Origin of the sequence: Roseovarius amoyensis, from assembly GCF_003260265.1 — a bacterium.
In the GTDB taxonomy this organism is placed as follows: Bacteria; Pseudomonadota; Alphaproteobacteria; order Rhodobacterales; family Rhodobacteraceae; genus Roseovarius; species Roseovarius amoyensis.
Map to the genome: position 1 here is coordinate 1 of NZ_QITQ01000024.1, position 19,395 is coordinate 19,395.

19 protein-coding genes and 1 pseudogene are annotated in these 19,395 nt (G+C 61.9%); 13 read left to right on the forward strand and 7 right to left on the reverse strand.

Annotation, left to right across the window (positions count from 1 at the left end):
- Positions 1-135: 135 nt before the first annotated feature.
- From DL899_RS15765 to DL899_RS15780, 3 genes are all read left to right on the forward strand, one after another.
- Positions 136-612: a hypothetical protein gene (locus DL899_RS15765; protein ID WP_239494727.1), complete on the forward strand. Its 477-nt coding sequence runs from the start codon at positions 136-138 to the stop codon at positions 610-612.
- 877 nt (positions 613-1,489) lie between these two features.
- Positions 1,490-2,602: a Mu transposase C-terminal domain-containing protein gene (locus DL899_RS15775; RefSeq protein ID WP_162685607.1), complete on the forward strand. Its 1,113-nt coding sequence runs from the start codon at positions 1,490-1,492 to the stop codon at positions 2,600-2,602.
- Between the two features lie 236 nt (positions 2,603-2,838).
- On the forward strand, positions 2,839-3,828 hold the full coding sequence (locus tag DL899_RS15780) for an ATP-binding protein (protein ID WP_111735328.1): 990 nt from the start codon (positions 2,839-2,841) through the stop codon (positions 3,826-3,828).
- A 253-nt stretch (positions 3,829-4,081) separates the two neighbouring features.
- Here DL899_RS15780 and DL899_RS19685 read toward each other — a convergent pair whose 3' ends face one another.
- Positions 4,082-4,378 carry a hypothetical protein gene (locus DL899_RS19685; protein ID WP_204355329.1) on the reverse strand — a complete coding sequence of 99 codons (297 nt, stop codon included), beginning with the start codon at positions 4,376-4,378 and terminating at the stop codon, positions 4,082-4,084.
- Here DL899_RS19685 and DL899_RS15785 point away from each other — a divergent pair.
- The 5 genes and pseudogenes from DL899_RS15785 to DL899_RS15805 all read left to right on the forward strand — a co-directional run.
- Positions 4,373-4,549 (forward strand): annotated as a pseudogene (locus tag DL899_RS15785) (IS5/IS1182 family transposase); the annotation flags it as partial. The gene DL899_RS19685 and the pseudogene DL899_RS15785 sit on opposite strands and share 6 nt — an antisense overlap.
- A 432-nt stretch (positions 4,550-4,981) precedes the next feature.
- Positions 4,982-6,076 carry a CaiB/BaiF CoA transferase family protein gene (locus DL899_RS15790; protein ID WP_111735359.1) on the forward strand — a complete coding sequence of 365 codons (1,095 nt, stop codon included), beginning with the start codon at positions 4,982-4,984 and terminating at the stop codon, positions 6,074-6,076.
- 456 nt (positions 6,077-6,532) lie between these two features.
- Positions 6,533-6,718, forward strand: coding sequence for a PLD nuclease N-terminal domain-containing protein (locus DL899_RS15795; RefSeq protein WP_111735329.1), 186 nt, complete (start codon positions 6,533-6,535; stop codon positions 6,716-6,718).
- 79 nt (positions 6,719-6,797) lie between these two features.
- Positions 6,798-7,718, forward strand: coding sequence for a YihY/virulence factor BrkB family protein (locus DL899_RS15800; RefSeq protein ID WP_239494728.1), 921 nt, complete (start codon positions 6,798-6,800; stop codon positions 7,716-7,718).
- Positions 7,719-7,965: 247 nt separating this feature from the next.
- The gene (locus DL899_RS15805; protein WP_111735331.1) at positions 7,966-9,531 is read left to right on the forward strand and encodes a phospholipase D family protein; all 1,566 of its coding nucleotides are present in this window, start codon (positions 7,966-7,968) and stop codon (positions 9,529-9,531) included.
- A gap of 226 nt (positions 9,532-9,757) precedes the next feature.
- Here the strand turns inward: DL899_RS15805 and DL899_RS15810 are convergent, their stop codons facing one another.
- Positions 9,758-10,489: a Crp/Fnr family transcriptional regulator gene (locus DL899_RS15810; protein WP_111735332.1), complete on the reverse strand. Its 732-nt coding sequence runs from the start codon at positions 10,487-10,489 to the stop codon at positions 9,758-9,760.
- A 143-nt stretch (positions 10,490-10,632) separates the two neighbouring features.
- On the opposite strand from DL899_RS15810, the gene DL899_RS15815 reads away from it, so the two are divergent.
- Positions 10,633-10,968: a hypothetical protein gene (locus DL899_RS15815; protein WP_239494729.1), complete on the forward strand. Its 336-nt coding sequence runs from the start codon at positions 10,633-10,635 to the stop codon at positions 10,966-10,968.
- Here the strand turns inward: DL899_RS15815 and DL899_RS15820 are convergent.
- Positions 10,965-11,324: a phage holin family protein gene (locus tag DL899_RS15820; RefSeq protein ID WP_111735334.1), complete on the reverse strand. Its 360-nt coding sequence runs from the start codon at positions 11,322-11,324 to the stop codon at positions 10,965-10,967. The two genes, DL899_RS15815 and DL899_RS15820, sit on opposite strands and share 4 nt — an antisense overlap.
- A gap of 3 nt (positions 11,325-11,327) precedes the next feature.
- Positions 11,328-11,657 carry an ElaB/YgaM/YqjD family protein gene (locus DL899_RS15825; RefSeq protein ID WP_111735335.1) on the reverse strand — a complete coding sequence of 110 codons (330 nt, stop codon included), beginning with the start codon at positions 11,655-11,657 and terminating at the stop codon, positions 11,328-11,330.
- Positions 11,658-11,847: 190 nt separating this feature from the next.
- On the opposite strand from DL899_RS15825, the gene DL899_RS15830 reads away from it, so the two are divergent.
- Positions 11,848-12,018, forward strand: a complete 171-nt coding sequence (locus DL899_RS15830) for a DUF1328 domain-containing protein (RefSeq protein WP_111735336.1) — start codon at positions 11,848-11,850, stop codon at positions 12,016-12,018.
- A gap of 59 nt (positions 12,019-12,077) precedes the next feature.
- Here DL899_RS15830 and DL899_RS15835 read toward each other — a convergent pair whose 3' ends face one another.
- The gene (locus tag DL899_RS15835) at positions 12,078-12,893 is read right to left on the reverse strand and encodes a response regulator (RefSeq protein WP_111735337.1); all 816 of its coding nucleotides are present in this window, start codon (positions 12,891-12,893) and stop codon (positions 12,078-12,080) included.
- Positions 12,894-13,035: 142 nt separating this feature from the next.
- On the opposite strand from DL899_RS15835, the gene DL899_RS15840 reads away from it, so the two are divergent.
- From DL899_RS15840 to DL899_RS15850, 3 genes are read left to right on the forward strand one after another with little or no spacing between them, the layout of a single operon-like run.
- Complete coding sequence (locus tag DL899_RS15840; RefSeq protein ID WP_239494730.1) at positions 13,036-13,182, forward strand: NepR family anti-sigma factor; 147 nt, start codon at positions 13,036-13,038, stop codon at positions 13,180-13,182.
- Between the two features lie 8 nt (positions 13,183-13,190).
- Entirely contained in the window at positions 13,191-13,733 is a 543-nt protein-coding gene (locus DL899_RS15845) for an RNA polymerase sigma factor (RefSeq protein WP_111735360.1), read from the forward strand.
- Positions 13,730-15,481, forward strand: coding sequence for a sensor histidine kinase (locus tag DL899_RS15850; RefSeq protein ID WP_111735339.1), 1,752 nt, complete (start codon positions 13,730-13,732; stop codon positions 15,479-15,481). Before DL899_RS15845 ends, DL899_RS15850 begins: the two co-directional genes overlap by 4 nt.
- A 403-nt stretch (positions 15,482-15,884) precedes the next feature.
- Here the strand turns inward: DL899_RS15850 and DL899_RS15855 are convergent, their stop codons facing one another.
- Both DL899_RS15855 and DL899_RS15860 read right to left on the reverse strand, forming a co-directional pair.
- Positions 15,885-17,732, reverse strand: a complete 1,848-nt coding sequence (locus DL899_RS15855; protein WP_111735340.1) for an acetyl-CoA hydrolase/transferase C-terminal domain-containing protein — start codon at positions 17,730-17,732, stop codon at positions 15,885-15,887.
- Between the two features lie 104 nt (positions 17,733-17,836).
- Positions 17,837-19,270 (reverse strand): dihydrolipoyl dehydrogenase, encoded by a 1,434-nt coding sequence (locus DL899_RS15860; protein WP_111735341.1) that lies wholly within the window; start codon positions 19,268-19,270, stop codon positions 17,837-17,839.
- Between the last annotated feature and the right edge of the window lie 125 nt (positions 19,271-19,395).

Below are 19,395 nucleotides of genomic sequence, written 5' to 3' on the forward strand. Positions count from 1 at the left end.
GCTCCAAGTCCGGATCGCGGTGCTCAATCGCTACACCGCTCTTGGTATACCCGTCACTGAGCCCGTAGGATAAGTGTGCCCAGGGAAAGGGGACGTCCGTTCACACCACGATTTGTGCAACAGAGCCGGCTGGAGGTGCAACTCGCGCCACTCAGATTTTACTGCAATCGGACGCGCAAGATACGATCCCACAGCTTTGATCTGCGGCTGACTTTTTCCGACGGTTATCGACGCGTGGTTTTCGTACGGAACGCCACGAGTCTCGCGAAGCCTGAAACCCAGAACGAAATCGATGATATCTTCGCGGCTGTCACTGATGACGTCGCGGACGACGCAGTGGTTGTCTGTGCCGACGATTACACGCGGGCCTATCGAGATAACCTCCGCCGAATCTGGGAAATGCTTCAGTTGTCAGATGCCGAAGCGGATGCAATCGTCGAGGACGCCGCCCGCACAACCAACTACTGGTATCTCGGCGACCTCATCGCGAACTGTAACATGGAGTCGTGGCGCGGCTATCAGGCAGCGATGCGTCTCATTGGCCAGAATGTGCTCTGGACTGACATGCACGGGGTCATCGACTATCCGTCGCGGGTCGCGCTGAACGCATGATCTCCCCGTCGCTCTACGATATCCCCAAGGGATCCATCCTGAAACTGGATGGCCGCGAACTGAAGGTATCAGCTCGCGAGGAGAGCGGCTATGCAGTCGAATGTCAGGAGACAGGTGAGTGTTTCACCCTGGCGCTCGAGCGGATTGAGGCAGCGATCCGGAATCGGGATTGCGAGGTCATCAAACCGGCAGAAGCTGAGAAGCGGCGCGCCTTGCTGGACCACACTGGTGGCATCGAGCTGTTGGAACAGTTCCCCGAAAAAACCCAGTGCGAGGTGCGGGCTCGTCTTGCCCTAGTATTGGCCCAGGACGATCTCCGCGCAATGGGCCTTAAACTGACACAGCGCAGCATGAGCAAAGGCGGCATACATCGTCACGCCCTGTTGGCCCGGGCAGAGGAGATTGCACCTGGGCATAATTTCCTTCGGACGCGCCGTGGCGGAAGGTCCACGGCCAGTTTTGAAGTTCCGCAAGGGCGGACCCTCTCGCGCTACCACGAAATCTATCATCGCTTTGGTCAGAACCCCGTCGCCTTGGCCGACCGTAATCACAAGAAGGGGCGCCGAGAACCCCGACTCCTGGAATGGCAGGAGCAGTTTATCAGGTATGTCCTGAACCGCTGGCAAGATCCGCGGAAACCGAAGCTGGCTGTCGTCTACGCGCTGGCAAAGACGGTATTCCATCGCTCACCCCGTGAGATCTCGGAACAAGCCGAGTTCCCTTCGATCACGACGATCCGCACCCGCGCCAGAGCAATCTCGGGGGTTTTGAGTGTTATCGGACGTGGCGGAAGGCGGCACGCGACCAACTTGAAGGGAGCGGGGTCCACTGATGTGCGCGCTCTCAGATTCGTGAGAAGTTCGAGTGGGATCAATGTTTGCTCTCGATATTCACCACCGATGACGGTGACGTTCGTGCGGAAGTTATCAATCCAGATGAGACGCCAGAAGAACTTGCTGAACACGAGATCCGCCGCTGCTGGCTTCAGGTGGTCATCGATGTGGCGACCCGCGAGGTACTTGGTTGGGTCATCTCTGAAACAGCTGACGCTGATCACAGCATGGCACTGCTTCGCATGGCGACCCGTGACAAGACAAAGGAAAAAATCCGTTATGGGTGCAAACGGGAACCCGTACCGCCGCCAGGGCTGGGGCTCGCCCTGGCGGACAATGGTAACGCGACCAGGAATGCGACCGTCTATGGCGGCCAACTCGGGATGGGCATGACCGTGATGACGGGACGCGCATATCAGCCGATGGACAAACAGGTGGTCGAGCGGCTCTTCGGGACAGTGCAGTGGCAGGTTCTGAACTTCCAGCCAGGATACACCGGGAGCCGCCCAGGTGAACTGACCGGCTATGCCCCCAAGGCCTCGGCCAAGATCAGTCATGACGACCTCTACGGCACGATCACGCGATTTTTCATCGACGAGTACCCCTTCCGACCACATTACGGCACCGGGATGTATGGAGCGACCCCTCGCCAGAAACGCGAGGACGCCATGACGCTCTATGGCCCGATTGATCCGCCCTCACAGCGTGAGCGGTGCCTTCATCTTGGGGTGAAAGTTCGGGCAACCACGACGTCAGAGGGCGTCAGTGCTTTCAAAATCCCTTTCAATTCAACGGAGCTCCAACGCTTTGCAGACGGCTCGTCAAAAACGGTCACTGTTCACCTCGATCCCGATGACCTCCGCAAGGTCTATATCACTGCGGAGGGACTGAACACCGTCATAGAGGCAAGCCTGCGCATGACGGTATTCAAGGACTTATCACTGGAGGAAGCGATCGAGATCATGGAGGCCGCCACGAAGGCCAATCCGACCCAACGGACCCTGCATGAAAGGCACCTGAGCGAAGCCATGGCGCGCCGCGCGCGTGAATCCGGCTTCTTCCCCGACTCTCGGGACCCAGCGAGTTATCAAACCATCGAACGGCTCCAGCGTCGCGCGGACAGGTTGCTTCAGGTCGAAGTTCGGCCCCCCAGCTAAGCCGGCACCACCGCTTCGCCCGGCAAACTCATGGAGAGAGGCAACACTGCGGGCGTTGTTCCTGCGCGCCCGGCGGCAACAACGCCGCCGAACCCGGCTGCACCTTCGGCACCACACGGCAAGAGCCCTCCGAAAGCGGCCCGCCAACCGCAGAAGCACCCTCCCCCAGATAGTTCCGCGCCCGATGCCAAAGACCTCAAGAGCATAACGTTCGCGCCCATCAAGGACAGCAAACTATGACAAACCCCTTCATCATTCCCTCCGTGGTAACCTTGAATGCCGGTCTGGCCCAGCGGCATTTTCCACTCGCACGGGGCTTGGAACTCCAGAAGAGCTTTGCGCAGCTATTCAGCCGTCACTTCGGCCGCCTCCAGACTGGCCAAGACTTCGAGGCCCGCAGCATCCTGGTTACGGGGCTCTCCGGTTCAGGAAAGACCGCCGAGGTTTCCGAGGTGTTGAAAAAATTCAATGAGTCTTCGGTGGTCCTGCCCGGAGGGCAAACTGCGCGGTTCGCCAATTGCGTTCTCGAGGCAAAGGGAAGCTGGAAGGACCTCGGGAAGACAACTCTGAAAGCCTTGGGGTATCCTATCTCCGACAAGACGCGCCGGACCCAGTTCGAGATATGGGAACTTGTCATCGCCCAAGCCAAACTGAGAGGTGTGGTCGGGATTCACTATGATGAGGCTCAGCATATCATGCGAAGCAAGTCCGAGACCGAGGTCCTGGGCGTCCTTGACGCGTTCAAGACCCTTATGAAGTCGCACGACTGGCCGCTTATGTTGATCCTTTCGGGTGTCCCCGAACTCGCAGACTACGTGCAACGCGAGCCACAGCTTGACCGGCTGATGACCAGGATCACGTTCGGTGAGATCGATCTGGAGAGTACGCCAGAACGGCCCGCCGCGGACTACGAGGTCCTGAACGAAATCGTTGGCAGCTACGCGATCAGTGCAGGAATCGAAGTCGACGCTGGGTTGCTGACAGGAGACTTCCTGCACCGTCTCGCGACTGCCGGCGCGTTCCGATGGGGACTGGTGATCGAAATCGTGGTCGATGCGATAGCAAACGCGGTCACCAGAACGAGCGGGATCCTGGATCGCTCGGATTTCGTGGCGACTTGGTGCGAAAAAACCCAAATGAACGAACTGGCGACGCCCTTCACCCACGATAGCTACGCGAGCGTATTCCGAAAGGACAAACCGTTCCGGGCCGCCATCGGCGCCTGATCTTTCAGGACAATCTGACCTGCTGAAAACCGCGCCACGGCGCGGTTTTATTGTTTCCGGACGCCGCGTGCTCAGATCGGGGTGTGGCAATGTCGCTGAAGTTGCGCAGTTTTTTGGTTTCTGCGCAAGCTTATGCTTTCGCAACCCGAAAAAGATAGGATTAAGGTACTGAAATAATTATAAAATTTACCATATCGAATCAGGCACAGATTGATCCTGCGCACTCATTTGCTTTCTCTGACTTATGGCTTATTTACAGTTCTTTGCGCAGAAGCGTGCAGAAAGTCCCGAGAGCTTTCACGCCGAATTTTGCGGACGTGGCCGATTTCTCGTGCAAAACCTGCACAACATTCGCACGTCTTTGCGCAATAAGGGGGCCTATCATGAGCCGCCATAGCTTTGATCCCAAAATCGCCGCGCGCGTTGGTCTGAACGCGGCGGTCATTTTCCAGAACATCACCTTCTGGATCGAGAAGAACCAAGCCAACCGCGGCAATCTTCGCGACGGGCGGTATTGAACCTTCAATTCGATCTCGGCCTTTGATGCCATGATGCGATTTCCGCGCGAAGGGCCCACACCGTCGTCCCGCCGCGCAAGAATGCCAAACTCTGGAAGCCCACCAGCGCAGGCGCCATCACCCGAAACGAGGCCGTCAATGCCTCGCGATCGCCCGGCCGTGCCATCTGGAGACGATGGAGCGGATACCACCGCCGGAGACGCGCCATCGCTGCATTTCGTACAACGGAGGCTGGCGTGGCGGTTCTCGACGGCGCAAGGTTTGACAGACCACATCAGAAACTTGCCGAGACGATCCTCGCGCACAGCAGTAGATGACGTTCGAACAGCGAGACGTAAGAACGGGCGTTTAGCAAAGCCACTGTCCAATCTGCCATGATTGCTGGGAATAACGTGACTGCGCCCACAGGGCTTGGCGAGTTCACAGCGGCACGCAGAGGGATAGGCCATGGCGTTGGGCATTCGCCCGAAGCTGGACGGCGGGACCGAAATACTACATCCCAAGGGACGTAAGGTCCTGACCTTGATGAAACGTCGCACACGCCACACGCGACCGCCTGTTACCGTTGCTTTGCAGATGCTCAGGACGAAGAGTTTGACCCCCGATAGGGTTTGTCAGGAGATAACATGGTAAAAATGCTGCACGGAATTCGCATTCTCGAAGTTGAGGGCCTCGGGCCCGGTCCTTTTGCGGGGATGCTCCTGGCGGACCTGGGCGCCGACGTCATAGTCGTCCACCGCAAGGGGGCCAACATGGTTCCGGGTATGCCCAGTACATCCCTGCTTGACCGGGGCAAGCGCTCGATCGAACTGAACCTGAAAGACGAGGACGATCTGGCTGTCTTCCGGGCGCTGGTCGCGACAGCGGATGGTCTGATCGAAGGCATGCGGCCCGGCGTGATGGAAAATCTCGGCCTTGGGCCGGAGGCATGCCATGATATCAGACCGGTCCTGGTATACGGACGCATGACCGGCTGGGGGCAAGACGGCCCCTTGTCCCACACATCCGGACATGACCTGAACTATATATCGATGTCTGGCGCCGCCTGGTATGCTTCGGAGGCGGGAACCGCACCATTCCCTCCGCCCTCCGTGGTGGGTGATGTCGGCGGCGGCGCGATGTATCTGGCGGTCGGCATCCTGTCGGGGATCCTCAATGCTCGGGCAACCGGCAAGGGCACCGTGGTAGACGCCGCGATCTATGATGGCTCGGCCCACATGATGAACCTGATCATGGCGCTGCGTCAGGGCGGTGGCATGGTTTCGGAGCGCGGCCAGAGCCTTCTGGACGGCCCGCATTGGAGCCGCACTTACCGCACCTCCGATGACGGTTTCATGAGTGTCCAATGCCTGGAGGCTAAATTCTATGCGGTTTTCCTGGATAAGCTGGGCCTGACGGACGATCCGGAGTTCTGCCGGCAATTCGACCGGGATCTGTGGCCGGCGCTGACGGACCGTCTGCAGAGCATCTTTGCGACGCGAAGCCGCGCACAGTGGAGTGAACTGTTTCTGGGAAGCGATGCCTGCGTTTCTCCGGTTCTGAGCCCGGATGAAGCACTGACGCACGAGATGAACGCCGCGCGCAGCACCTGGCACGAGGCGGACGGTGTCCTACAGGCCGCACCGGCGCCACGGTTTTCCGGACAGAAGGACTGGTCGCCGCCGCCCTTGACCGAACGCGGAGCACATACCGATCAGATTCTGGCAGAGTTGAACGGCATCGACGGTTGAACGCTTCCCATTCTGAAGATGCGCAATGACCGCAGCCCGCACAACGAGGCATGCATCACCGATGACGCGTTGGAACGGCTGCTTGTTCAGTTCGTTGCGGAATACGGGGCCAGCACATAATCGACACCCGTGTCGCGGATCCTGGCGGCGATCCCGCGCTGACACCCCATCGCATCCGGCGTCACGATCGCCCCGCCGACGCAAGATCAGCAGGCTGGGGAAAGCGGGTTGGTTGTAATCTGCCAGCGCCGGACGCTTATCAGCGCTGCGCAACCTCAACTACGGGGCGGGACGAATTGTTTCCCCCGGGCGCAAAAAACAAAACAAAGCTGGGAACCACCGCCGCCGGGTCTGCGTTTAACCAGCGAGGGCCGTGTCGCGGGCACACGCCTGCCCCGACCCCTGCCAGGCGCAGGGGGCGCATGCGGGCGGAAATGGATAAAGAAGGGAAACGACATGCTGGAGATTAGCGGAATCGGCGGACTTATTCTTTTGATTCTAGATATTTGGGCCATCGTCTCGGTTATCGGATCCGGCGTGTCCACGGGCAAAAAGGTGCTGTGGGTCATCGTGATCCTTGTGCTGCCGCTGATCGGGTTCATCATCTGGCTCATCGCCGGTCCGAGGTCGGCGCCCGCCTGAACCGATGGTCCGATCACACGACAACCCATCCACCGCGCGCCGGCCGGCCCATTTCGGATGGCGGACATGGTGGCAGGTATTGCGTCGGCTCATGGCCGAGGCCGACCGGCTCAATCTGGGGCTTATATCGGCCGGCATAGCCTTTTACGCGATGCTGTCGATTTTCCCGGCCATGGCCGCGCTGATCGCGATCTGGGGCATCGTCGCTGATCCCCAGACCATCGTCGGCCAGTTGGGCATGGCGCGGCAACTGCTGCCGGACGAGGCCTACAGCATCGTCGAAGACCAGGTTTCCGCGCTGATTCAGTCGACTGCATCAACCCTGCAGCTGGCCAGCATCATATCAGTCGCACTGGCGCTTTGGACCGCGCGCAACGGCGTCGCCTCGTTGATTCGGGGGCTGAATGCCATCTACCGGGAGGAGCACCGCGGCAGCGCCCTGAAACGCTATGTCGTCGCCATCGGGCTGACGGCACTGTTGATCGGTGTGGCGCTCGTGGCGTTCGCCGCCGTGGTGATGGTGCCGATCGTGCTGGCGGTGATGTCGCTGCCGTTTGGCGCAGAGGCGCTGATCAGCCTGCTCAAATGGCTGATCCTGCTGGGCGTGATGCTGTTTTGCATCGGTCTGTTGTACCGCTATGGCCCCAACCGGAACCAGGCCCGGGTTTCGTGGATAACACCGGGTGCGGTCTGCGCGCTGGCCGCATGGACAGCGGGGTCGGTCGCATTTTCCATCTATCTGCGGAATTTCGGCGCACTGAACGAGGTCTACGGGTCAATCGGCGCGGTGGTCGCGCTGCTGCTCTGGTTCTATCTCAGCGCCTATGTCCTACTGTTGGGCGCGCTGCTCAATGCCGAGCTCGAGCTGCATACGGAATGGGACACCACTGTCGGCGCACCCCGGCCGGCCGGCCAGCGCGACGCGTTCGTCGCGGATTACGTGACCACCAAGGACGGCGATGTGCGCCTGGCGGACGACACCAACGGCGAGAACGGATGAAATCTGCCACGGGGCCGGAACAATCTTCGGCTTCGGGCGTTCACAACATGAACCAGAGGCAACCTGCTCTGTTTCCGGCGGATTTGCTCTATCCCCTTCCTGCGGATCCGCTTGCACCCCAGCTGTCCCTCGGGTGCTTGCCCCCGCCTGAAACACGGCGGGGGCTTTTTGAACGCCCTTTCGGAGGGGCGGCGAACAAGATAAAAACCGCATATTTTGGTAACGCGCATCGTTGGATGACACTGTAATGGACGCATCTCATCATAAGACGCAAGAGCCGGTTGAGGACCTGCAGGTACTCGTGACTGCCGAGGAGGCCTATCCCGAGTTCGAGCGTGCGTTCCTCTCCGCACAAACCGAAATCTGGGCCGGCTTTCGCATCTTCGACCTGATGACGCGGCTGCGCTCGGCCGAGGCGCGCAAGCTGGGCGAGAGATGGTTCGACCTGATCCTCGCGACGCTCAACCGGGGTGTGGCAATCCGGCTGGTGGTTTCTGATTTCGACCCGGTGGCGGCGCCCGACCTGCATCGGATGGCCTGGCGCACGCACCGCCAGATCGTGGCGGTCAAGGAACTGGCGCGCGACGATGCCCGGCTGAAATTCGGTGTTGCGATGCACAGCGCTCGCACCGGCATGATGCCGCGGCTGATGTTTTTCCCGGTCGTGCGGCACAAACTGACCGAACTGGCCAACAGGTGGCGCGACATGACGCGGCCCGAAAGGGGCAGGTTCATCGAAGAGGTGCCGCGCCTGCGGGAGATCTGCCACGAGGACGAGAACGGACATCTTTGCTTTCCCGTCCGCCTGGCCGAGCTTTTCCCGGCGACACATCATCAGAAGATCGCGGTTTTCGACCGCCAGCGCGTCTATATCGGCGGGCTGGACCTGAACGAGCGGCGATACGACACCAAGCACCACAAGAAGCCCGCCGCGCAGACCTGGCACGACATCCAGCTCTTGGCAACGGGCTCCGTGGCCGATGCCGCGCAGGCGCATCTGGAAACGTTTCTCGACAGCGTTTCCGGCCGCTCGACACCGCCGCCTGCGGCGCCGGGTTTCCTGCGGACGCTCTCGCGCCGCCGCGTCAACGCGCCCATGCACATTTCGCCCAAACCGGTGCTGCGCGAGATCGAAGAGCGGCATCTCGACCTCATTCGCAATTCCGAGCGACTGATCTACCTGGAAACGCAGTTCCTGCGGCACAAGCCGCTGGCGTCGGCCCTGGCGCGGCGCGCGGCGGAATGCCCCGAACTGCGCCTGATCGCGGTCCTGCCCGCCGCGCCCGAGGACGTGGCTTTTGCCAGCAGCCGGAGTTTGCACGTGCGGTTCGGCGAACATCAGCAAACCCGGTGTTTGTCGCGGCTGCAGGCGGCATTCGGCCGTGGGCGGTTGCTGGTCGTCTCGCCGGTGCAACCGCGCAGACGCAAGAGCGACGGCCGCGACACGCTGAAACACGCGCCGCTGATCTATGTACATTCCAAGGTGTCGATCTTCGACGGTACGTCCGCGATCGTGTCGTCGGCCAACCTCAACGGGCGCAGCATGTGCTGGGACACCGAGGCGGGGCTTTACCTGGATCGGCCCGAGCATGTCACGGAATTGCAGAAACGGGTCATGGGGCACTGGCTGCCGGCCAACGCGGGCGACGAGTATTTCGACCCCGCCGTCGCTTTTGGACACTGGCGGCGCCTGGTGGACACCAACAGCGCGTTGCCACCCCCGCAGCGGCGCGGCTTTCTGGTGCGCTACGATTCTGATCCGGCCCGGGACATTGCCATGCCGGTCTCGGGCATTCCCAAAGAGATGGTCTGACCGACCGGCACGTTCTGCACCGATGCCGCCGCACAGGACGTGCCGCAAGGCTGGCACGAGATCGCCGCGCTGCGTGTGGTCGATGCCATTCTCGACCGGGTCACGCGCCGCCATGTCGGCAAGATCGACGACACCCGCAGCATGGACCGGCGCGAGCTGTATACCTCATCAATGCCCGGCGCCGTATCCATCGTGCCGCAGGCGCGGCAGCTCCGGCCTAAGCCGGTCAGAGCAGCGGCCGCACCAGCGGTTCGCGATCGAGGTCCAACTCGGCGATTTTGCACAGCCGACGATAGTCGAGGATATTGAGAAACCCGTCACGCCACATCGCAACGCCGTCTTCACGCAGTTTCTTGAGGGTCTTGTTGGTATGCACCAGCGACAACCCCAGTGCATCCGCCATATCCTGCTGGCGATAGGGCAGCGGCATCTTCGCGCCCTCGATCAGGCCAAGCGCCTCTGCCCGGTCATGCAGGCGGACAAAGGCACGCGCGACCCGTGCGATCCCGTTCATATGGCCCAGAATGGCAAGGCTCTCGCCCAGGAAATGCTCTTCCATGGCGGCGATCCATGTCAGATCATAGGCGCGGTCGGGATGATCGCGAAACAGCGACCATAGCGCCTTTCGGTCGAAGACGCACAGTTTCATCCTCGTGGTGGTCTCGACCGAATGCTGCATTTCCTTCATCACACCGGCCTGAAGACCGATGAAATCGCCCGGCAGAATGAAATTGATCACCTGCCGCTCACCCGATTCCAGTGTCTTGTAGCGCAGGCCCATCCCCTCCAGCGCGGTATAAAGCTGCGGACTGTTCGCCCCTTCGATCATAAGTGTCGTACCGGCGTCTGCATCCAGTTCGCCGGTCTTGAATTTCTGCATGAACCCGACTTCGGCGTCAGTCATGGGAACAAAAAGCGGGCGGGTTCTGAGGGGGCAGTTGCTACATCGTGTGACCATAACGAAATTCCTTGCAACATGTCATAATTTAATGCGCCGACGCTGAATATGTTCCAGTAACGAGTATGCTTGGATGCGATGCAATGATAGATACTACACCACAATCAACCGCGTCGGTATGCGCGGCTCCCCCGGTTTTCCTGTTGCTGGAAAGCAATGCGCTGATAGCCGAGGATATCGTCGGATCGCTGGCCGCGATCGGCCCCTGCCGGACGATTCACATCACCCGTGCCTGCCAGGCCGCGACGCGGCTGGCCGGGGAACGGCGAGTTTCGGCCGCTTTTCTCGAAATGCAATACGCTGATCTGCGGGGCACCCGGCTGGAACGTGACCTGACCGGTTGCGGGGCGCGGATCATTCTGACCGTGGGCGAGGATGACGAGCCATTGGCCAGGTCGGCGGGCTGGGGCATGCTGGTGCGCCCCTTCACCGAACAGATGATCCGCGACGCGCTTTTGTGTGTCGGCGTGAACCGCTAGTTCTTGCCACGCGCCGACCGCCCGGCCTGCAGTCCCACCGCGAACCCTTCGGCAATCTGGACCAGAGGCTCGCGCGAGGGCTGCTCCGCCCCCTCTGTTCCTGCCTGGTTGTGGCGCATATGCGTGTCGCTCTGGCGTGCGCCGAGCGCGAGAAAGCAAAACCCCAATACCAGGTAAAGAACGCCAATGACGGTGAACGCCACCAGCGGGCTTTCATGGTTGGCGAGCAGGATCCAAAGCGCCGCGGTCAGAAAAGCCAGTCCGGCCAGCCCGAACACGATCCCCGCCACGCTGAACGCGGCAGAGCGGACGGCATCGCGCAGCCTGGTCCGAATACCGGAAAACAGCCCTGCCATGGGTTATTTGCGCCCCGTCATGAAGCCAAGCAGAAACCCGACCCCCACAGCGATACCCACGGCGGCGGCGGGTTGGCGACGCACCGCGTCGGCGGCCTGCTGGCCCATTTCCTCGGCGTGGCGCTGCGCCGACTGCATGTGCTGTTCGCCGGTTTCCTTGAGCGCCGCAGCAGTATCGCGTGCCCGTTTGACCGCCGCATCGCGAGACGACTGGCCGAGCCCGCCCAGCGTGGTGGATATCTCGGCGATGTCCTGTTTTAGGGTGGCGATCTGCTGGGACAGCTGGTCGATGTCATTTTGCGGTGACGCATCGCTGGTTTTGGCCTGGGCCATAATCGGTCCTCCGTTCGGTTGGTTCATGGTTCATCACATCAAACGCACGGGCCCTGCAGTTGGTTCCGTTCGACCTGAAAAAACAAACGCCGCAGGCAGAAGCGGCGTGGCATCCACGAATTATTCGGGAACCAACCCGGCGACAGACGGTTTTCCCCTCAATCGCAACAACTTTTCGACGGAGGAAACTATGCTTTATTGGGCCCTTCTCTTTCTTATTGTCGCCCTGATCGCCGGGGTCTTCGGATTTGGCGGTATCGCGTCGGCGTCGGCCGGGATTGCGCAGATCCTGTTCGTGATTTTCCTGATCCTGTTCGTCATCGCGATCATCGCCCGCGTCGTGAACGGCCGCGCGCCCTGACGCGCCCGTGCGGAGGCATCAGGGACAAAGGCCCTGTGCGCGTGGCACAGGGCCTTTTCTCATGCTTTCAGGGTTTCGGTACTGGCAAAGAACATGGCCTGGCTGACCGCCGATTTGACCTGTTCCTCGGTATAGGGCTTGGTAATCAGGAACGCCGGTTCGGGCCGCTCGCCCGTCAGCAGCCGTTCGGGAAAGGCGGTGATGAACACCACCGGCATGTCGCCGTTCTCTTTGAGGATGTGATTGACGGCGTCGATGCCAGACGATTTGTCGGCCAGTTGGATATCCGCCAGGATCAGGTCGGGCGGATCGTGTCGCGCCAGTTCAACCGCCTCGTCGCGGGTACGGGCGTTGCCGGTCACCTCGTGGCCCATGCCCTCGACAATCGCCCTGATGTCCATGGCGATGATCGCCTCATCCTCGATCACCATGATACGGCCACTGACCTCGTTCGACATCTCGCGGCGTGCGATGCTCAGCAACGTCTTGGCCTCGTCGTGGGTGACACCGACGATGGCCGCGATGTCGTCGATCCCGAACCCCTCGATACTGTGTAGGAGCAGGGTTTCACGCGTGTTCTGGGTCAGCCCCGACAGACGCCATTGCGCGCGCGCCTCGGCACCGGTGTTCGAGTCGGCCTCGTCGACCGGGGCGCCCGAAGATATCCAGATGTGGTGAAAGGTACGAAACAGGGCGAGTTTCGGCGCCATGTCTGTTTCCGACATACTCTGATCCTGCAACATCGCCTCCAACGTGGCGGCGGCATAATGGTCGCCGGTTCTCTGGCTGCCGGTCAGCGCGCGGGCATAGCGCCGCAGGTAGGGCAGGTTCGCTGCAATCTGCTGCACAGGATCGGGCTGGCTGGTAGTTTCCATGCGGGATGTCCTCAAAAAAATCTGACTGTCAGGGAACAAAACGCCGCTGCCCGTGTTATGTTCCAGCCGGGGCGTAAAAAAACGCCTGTACTATGATGGCAGAGAATACAGCGAGATGGCAAATCAACGCAGGACTTCCGAGTTGGATCAGCAAATCGACGAGAACCTTCGCCGCGTATATTCCGACGTGGCAAATGAACCTCTTCCGAACCGGTTCACGCAGTTGCTGGATCAGCTTCGCGAGCAGGAACGGCAGAGATCCGGCCAATCCTCCGAGGAGGAAAAGTGAGCCAGATCATGGACCCCAAGGAAGAACTGGTAGAACACCTGCCGGCGATGCGCGCCTTTGCCATCAGCCTGACGCGCAATACCGCGGCGGCTGACGACCTGGTGCAGGATGCGGTCGTCAAGGCCTGGAGCAATTTCGACAAGTTCCAGCCGGGCACCAACCTGCGGGCGTGGCTGTTCACCATCCTGCGCAACACGTTTTATTCGCATTACCGCAAGCGCCGCCGCGAGGTCGAAGACCCCGATGGCACCATGGCCGGCAGGCTGTCTGAAAAGCCGGCCCATGACGGGCGCCTGGCCATGACCGATTTCAAAGAGGCCTTTGCCAAACTCAACGACGAACAGCGCGAAGTCCTGATCCTGGTCGGCGCCGAGGGCTTTTCCTACGAAGATGCGGCCCAGATGTGTGGCTGTGCGGTCGGAACGATCAAGAGCCGCACCAACAGGGCGCGCAAGCGGCTGGCAGAACTGATGCATCTCGACGACGACGAAGAACTGCAGCTGACGGATGCGGCCACACTGGCCGTCACCCAGGGTCAGCCCGCTGCATGAGCGACCGCCCGCCGCCCCGGGCGCGTCGTCCGTCAAAGCCGGGGCTGGCATTGCGGCTGGTCTTCGTGCTGACCATCGCGATCCTGCCGCTGGGCCTGATATCGGTCTACCAGACCCACAAGGTGCTGCAGGAACGCCAGTCTCTGTCCGAGGTGGCGTTGCTTCAGCGCACGCAGACCGCGGTCCAGAAAAGCCGCGAGGTGATACGCTCTATCATCGCCACGGCCGAAACGCTGGCGATCCAGATATCGGCCATTGAATACGACGAAACGACCTGCGACGCTATCATGCAACAGGTCGTCGAAAGGTCCGGCCTGTTTGTTTTCGCCGGCTACCGCGACAACGAGCTGGGGCTGGTTTGCAGCTCGATCAACCCCGGCCCCGACGGCGAAAAGCCGCTTTCCGATTTGCCGGAACTGGACAGCAACCCCGATCAGTTCGTTCTGAGCCCACTGGAATTCCTGGGCGGTATCGCCACCGTCAGCGTGACCGTGCCGGTGTTCGAGGACGCCGATTTTCGTGGTACGGTCTGGATCTCGGTTCCAATCTCGGTGCTCAACGACGCCTTGTCCGGCATCAGGGACGACGTCGATCTGGTGTTGTTCCGCAGCGGCGGCGAGATCGTGGCGACCGAGGAATTTGCCGAGGACCGGCGTTCGATCCTGCCGCAGGACAAGACCCTGATGGAACTGGCTGCCGAGGGCCAGCAAAGCTTTCGCGGCACCAGCCGTGCCGGTCAGGTCCGCGATTTCGCCGTGTCCCCCGTCGTCGATGGCCGCATCTATGGCCTGGGCAGCTGGAAGCCGCGCCCTGACGGTGTCCGGCTGCCTCTGTACGAAGGGATTGCTGTCCCCTATTTCCCCATTGCCATTTGGGCGGTCACCATCCTGGTCGCCTATATGGGGATGCACAGGCTGGTGATCCGCCACGTGCGCCGCCTGAGGTCATGGATGCGGCTATACGCGAGCGGCCGCACCGACCTGCAGGATGCCCGCTTTGACAATGCGCCCGAAGAGCTGGAGATCGTCGCCGAAGCATTCCGCGCAATGACGCGCCGCCTGTCCGAGCAGGACCGCGAGCGCCAAGAGGACCTGTCGGAAAAGACCGTACTGCTGCGCGAGGTTCACCACCGGGTCAAGAACAACCTCCAGCTCATCTCGAGCATGATAAACATGCAGATCCGCGCCACCGAAAGCCCGGAGGCCAAGCGCCTGCTGCGGCGGGTGCAAGATCGGGTAATGGCGCTGTCGGCAATCCACCGGTACCTGTATCTGGCGCGCAAACTGTCGATGCTGCGCGCCGACACGCTGCTGGAAGAGATCATTCAGCATGTGGTGGTTGCCGGCACGCTGGAAGAGACCGGACAAACGATCAAGGTTTCGACGCAGCTTGACCCGGTGGAAATCAACCCCGACCAATCCGTGCCGCTGTCGCTGCTGACGACCGAAGCCGTGATGAACGCCGTGAAATACAGCGGCGTCGCCGCAGGTGGTGAGGCCTGGATCAACATCGCGCTGAAATCGGTGGGTGATGGCCAGCTATGCCTGAGCGTCGTCAACTCGGTCGCGTCGGCTGGTGACAGTGCCCACGAAGAGCATGCCGACGGCTCTGGCCTTGGGTCGCGGCTGATCCGGTCCTTCGTCACGCAGCTTAACGGTACGTTGGAAACCAGGGAGTTGCCAAACCGCTACGAATTGCACGCGGTCTTTTCGCTCGCCTGGCATCAGGACGACGCCGAGAACGACTGAATCGGACAGCCCCGCAACCGGCGGCGGGAACCATTCATTGCGCAACGGCGTTTCATTTGCACAAGATAATGAATTGGAGGCTGACATGATCCGCAAGCGCATATCCCTTCTGTCCCTTATCGCCCTGGCCGTGGTTGCCGCTTGCAAATTCGTCAAGGCCCGGACCGACGCGTCAAGAACTCCGGCGGGACAGGCCCGGAACCCGGCACCGATGCGCGGTATCGGGACCCGGCCGGGCCTGTCTGGCTGAAAACCGGGCTCTCGACCCAACGTCGACGACCCCCACCTGCCGCATCGCACCGGCGCGCTGTGGGTTGGCCCCCAATCCCGTCGTCGTCCAAACCCGAAAAACACATGAACAGCGGCTGTCGCCCACGCGGCTGACAGTTCCCCCCCGGCGCTGTCAGCCCTCGCGCGTATCGGCCAGTGCCCCCAGGACCGCCCAGGCCAGCACCCGTTCGCGCGGTGCCCTGACATCGGCAAGCCGCAGCCGGTCGAGGCAGGCATCGGCAACGGTATCGCGGGAAGTGCGCATGCCGCGCAGCACAAGGCCCGCCAGCCTCAGCGGCGCGCGTTGCGACCGTTGCAGCAGCGCCAGCGCCGGCAACAATGCCTGTTCCGTATCGGTGAAATCCGTGCCGAAGGGAAACGCCGGCAGATGTTCCCGCCGGCGCCACGGCCGCAGCCAGCGCGCCAGTCGCTCGGGCGTGTTGTTTTGCGATCCGGCGGGTACGAACGCATCAGGCGCGACCTTGTCGGCGGATTTCGCGCGTTTGAGCAGCTGATCCTGAAACCGGCTGTCGGCGATGGCGATCATTGCCAGAACCGCCTGATCGTCGGGCACGCCGCGCAGATCGGCGACCCCGTATTCGGTGACGACGATATCGCGCAGGTGGCGCGGGATGGTTTCGTGCGGGTGGTCCCAGACGACGTTGGATTGCACCCCGCCCTTGCCGTCGCGAGTGGCGTTCAGGGTGATGATCGAGCGAGCACCGTCCAGCGCATGGGCCTGATCGACAAAATTGAACTGACCGCCCACGCCGCTGACGGTTTCGCCAGCACTTGTGCTGTCCGAAACCACGCCGCCAAGCGCGGTGACCTTCATCGCCGAGTTGACGAACCGGGCATCGCCGCGCGCGGCGCGCCTGGCCGCCTCGTTACCATAAAGCTGGTTGGTAAAGGACACCGGCATCATGCCGATCTTTGCACGCTCGGGCAGCGGCATGTTGCGCAGCCTGGCATAGAAATCGCGGCTTTCCACGAAAAACCCGGCATGGATCGCGACGCCGTCGACCTCGCGCTTGACGATGTTGGCGCGCATCAACTGCACTATGCCGTCGACCAGCATTTCGGTCACTGAGTAAAGCCCTTTCTCGAACGGCTGCGTTTCGGTCCGGCCGGTGGGGCCAGTGAAAGGGCCTTCGGCGAGGATGCGCCGCAGCGTGTCGGGCGCGTCGTGCCGCAAGATCAGCGCCGACGCGATGGCATCGCCGATCGAGCCGATACCGATCTGCAGCGTACCGCCGTCGCGCACGAGCTGGGACACGTGCAACCCTATCGCGTGATCCGCCAGCGACACCGGGCGCTTGACCGCCGAAAACAGCTCGAACTGGGTTTCGGGATCGTCGAGCAGCAGGTCGATTTCGCCGCTGCCGATCTCGCCACTGCCCGGCATGAACGGCAGCTCGGGGTTGACCTCGGCCGCGATCAGAAAATCCGCCTTGCCCGCGTGCCGGGCCTTCAGCAGATCCGCCGTGATGTCGGTATTGCCCGACAGGCTGAAACGGCCGTCTTCCCGCGCAACAAGCTGTGCCAGCACGTTGGGCCGGCGGTCGATCAGGTAATGAAGCGCATGGGTATAGTTCGCCGGGATATAGGCCTGTTGTGCCGGCCCGTACCCCAGCCAGCGGCCGGCGAGGAAAAAGAACTCGTGCACGGCGATATTGTCGGGCAGGCCGCCGCTGCGCAGCAGTTCGGCATAGCGAAGGGGTGGATAGGCACCGAACAGCCGGTCCAGCGCCGGGGACAGGAACCGGTTCTCCAGGTCGCCCGACGGTGCGGGGCGCTCCAGCGTCAGGGCGGTGAATATCTCAAGTCGCAGGTCCGGATCCTGCAACGCCCGATCCACCAGCGCGTTGACGATGGTATTGGCCTTGCCCAGCCCCAGCGGCAACCCCAGGCGGATATCGCGGCCGACCCGCGCGACGATGGTGTCCACCAGGGTTTCGGCATCGGTGAAATTTTCGGTCATGACCAGAATGTCATCCTTGTCCTATGCGCCGCTATGGGGCCACCTGAGGCAGCTGCGTTTCACTGCGCTTGCTGTAATTCCACCATCCCTGTCACGCCACCGCGTCAGCAGCCCGGAATATAGCCGTCGTCGCGGCCCCAGGGGCGCGGTTCCCTTAGCCGCTCACACAATTCACGCAGCGCGGGTTTCAGTCCCTCTTCCAGCGTCGGGTGATAGAACGGCATCTCCAGCAGGCGCGGCACGGTCATTTCCGCCTCTATCGCCCAGCACAGCAGATGCGCCAGATGCTCGGCATCAGGCAGGCACATCTCGGCACCGGCCAGTTGCCCCCCATCCCTGTGCGCGAACAGGCGAACACAGCCGTGATTGCGGCCCTCGGTAACGGCGCGGCCCTGGTCTTTGAAACTGGCGCTGCCGGAAACATATCCATCGTCATCATGGTCCGGCACCGTACCGAGACTGGCAGCAATAGGCCGGGTAAAGACGATAGACAGCGGGGTTTTCCGGCGACTGTGCGCCACGTCGGGCCAGCTGGCGGCGTTGCGTCCGGCGATGGTGCCTTCGTCCGCAGCCTCGTGCAGCAACGGGCGGTCGTGGTTGGCGTCGCCGGCAATGAACACCGGCACGTCCCCGCATTGCATGGTCGCGGCATCGAATACCGGGGTGCCGTGATCGTCCAGCGCCAGTCCGGCGGCCAGCAGATCGAGATCCTTCAGATTGGGCGGCCGTCCCGCCGCCACCAGTACGCGCGAAACCTCGATCTTGCCGGATGATGTGCCCTGCCAGGACAGTTTCACACCGTCGCCGGCCGGTTCGGCGGCAACGTCGACGCCCAGATGGATCGGGAATTCTTTTGACAGGATGTCCTGCAACCGCTTGCTCACATCATTGAGCTGTAGCGCGGCGACGGAACTGCCCCGGTCGAAAACGGTCACATCGACCCCCAGCCGCGCCATGGCCTGCGCCAGTTCCAACCCCAGCGGTCCGGCCCCCACCACCCCCAGGGAAGTCGGCAGCGTCTCGATCTCGAACACGCTTTCATTGGTCAGCAGCCTGTCGCCCAGCCCGCTGAACGTGTCGGGCACGGCGCGCACGGCGCCCGTGGCGATGACTATCGCGCGGGCGTTCACGCGCTGGCCGTTGTCCAGCTTCAGCGTGCCGGGGCCGGTGAACCTGGCCCTTGCCCTGATGCGAGCATCTGCGGGCAGCTTCTCGATCCGCCTCTTGGTGGCATCGACGAACCTGTCGCGATGGTGGCGCAGGCGCGCCATCACCGCTGCCCCGTCCACCTGTGCACTGGCGTCGATTCCCATCTGCCCCGCATGCACGACCCGATGCGCGGCATCGGCGGCCGCGATCAGCAGCTTGGAGGGCATGCAGCCCACGGCGGCACATGTGGTGCCACGGAACTCGGGGTCGATCAGCAGGGTGCTGGCGCCCGCCTTTTGGGCATTGCGCTGTGCCACCAGCCCGGCCGTTCCGGCGCCGATGATGGCGACGTCGCAGGTCAGGGTGGCATCGTCGTGGGGATCGGTCATGGCTTGGCTCCTTTGTCGGCAGGTGCGGTTCGCCGCGCCGCGCGGATGCCACGTCTGGGGGTTGCGGCGGGCAGGGGCGGTGCAGGAACCACCGCCGTTGTCACGCGTTGGTCACGTGACGCGAT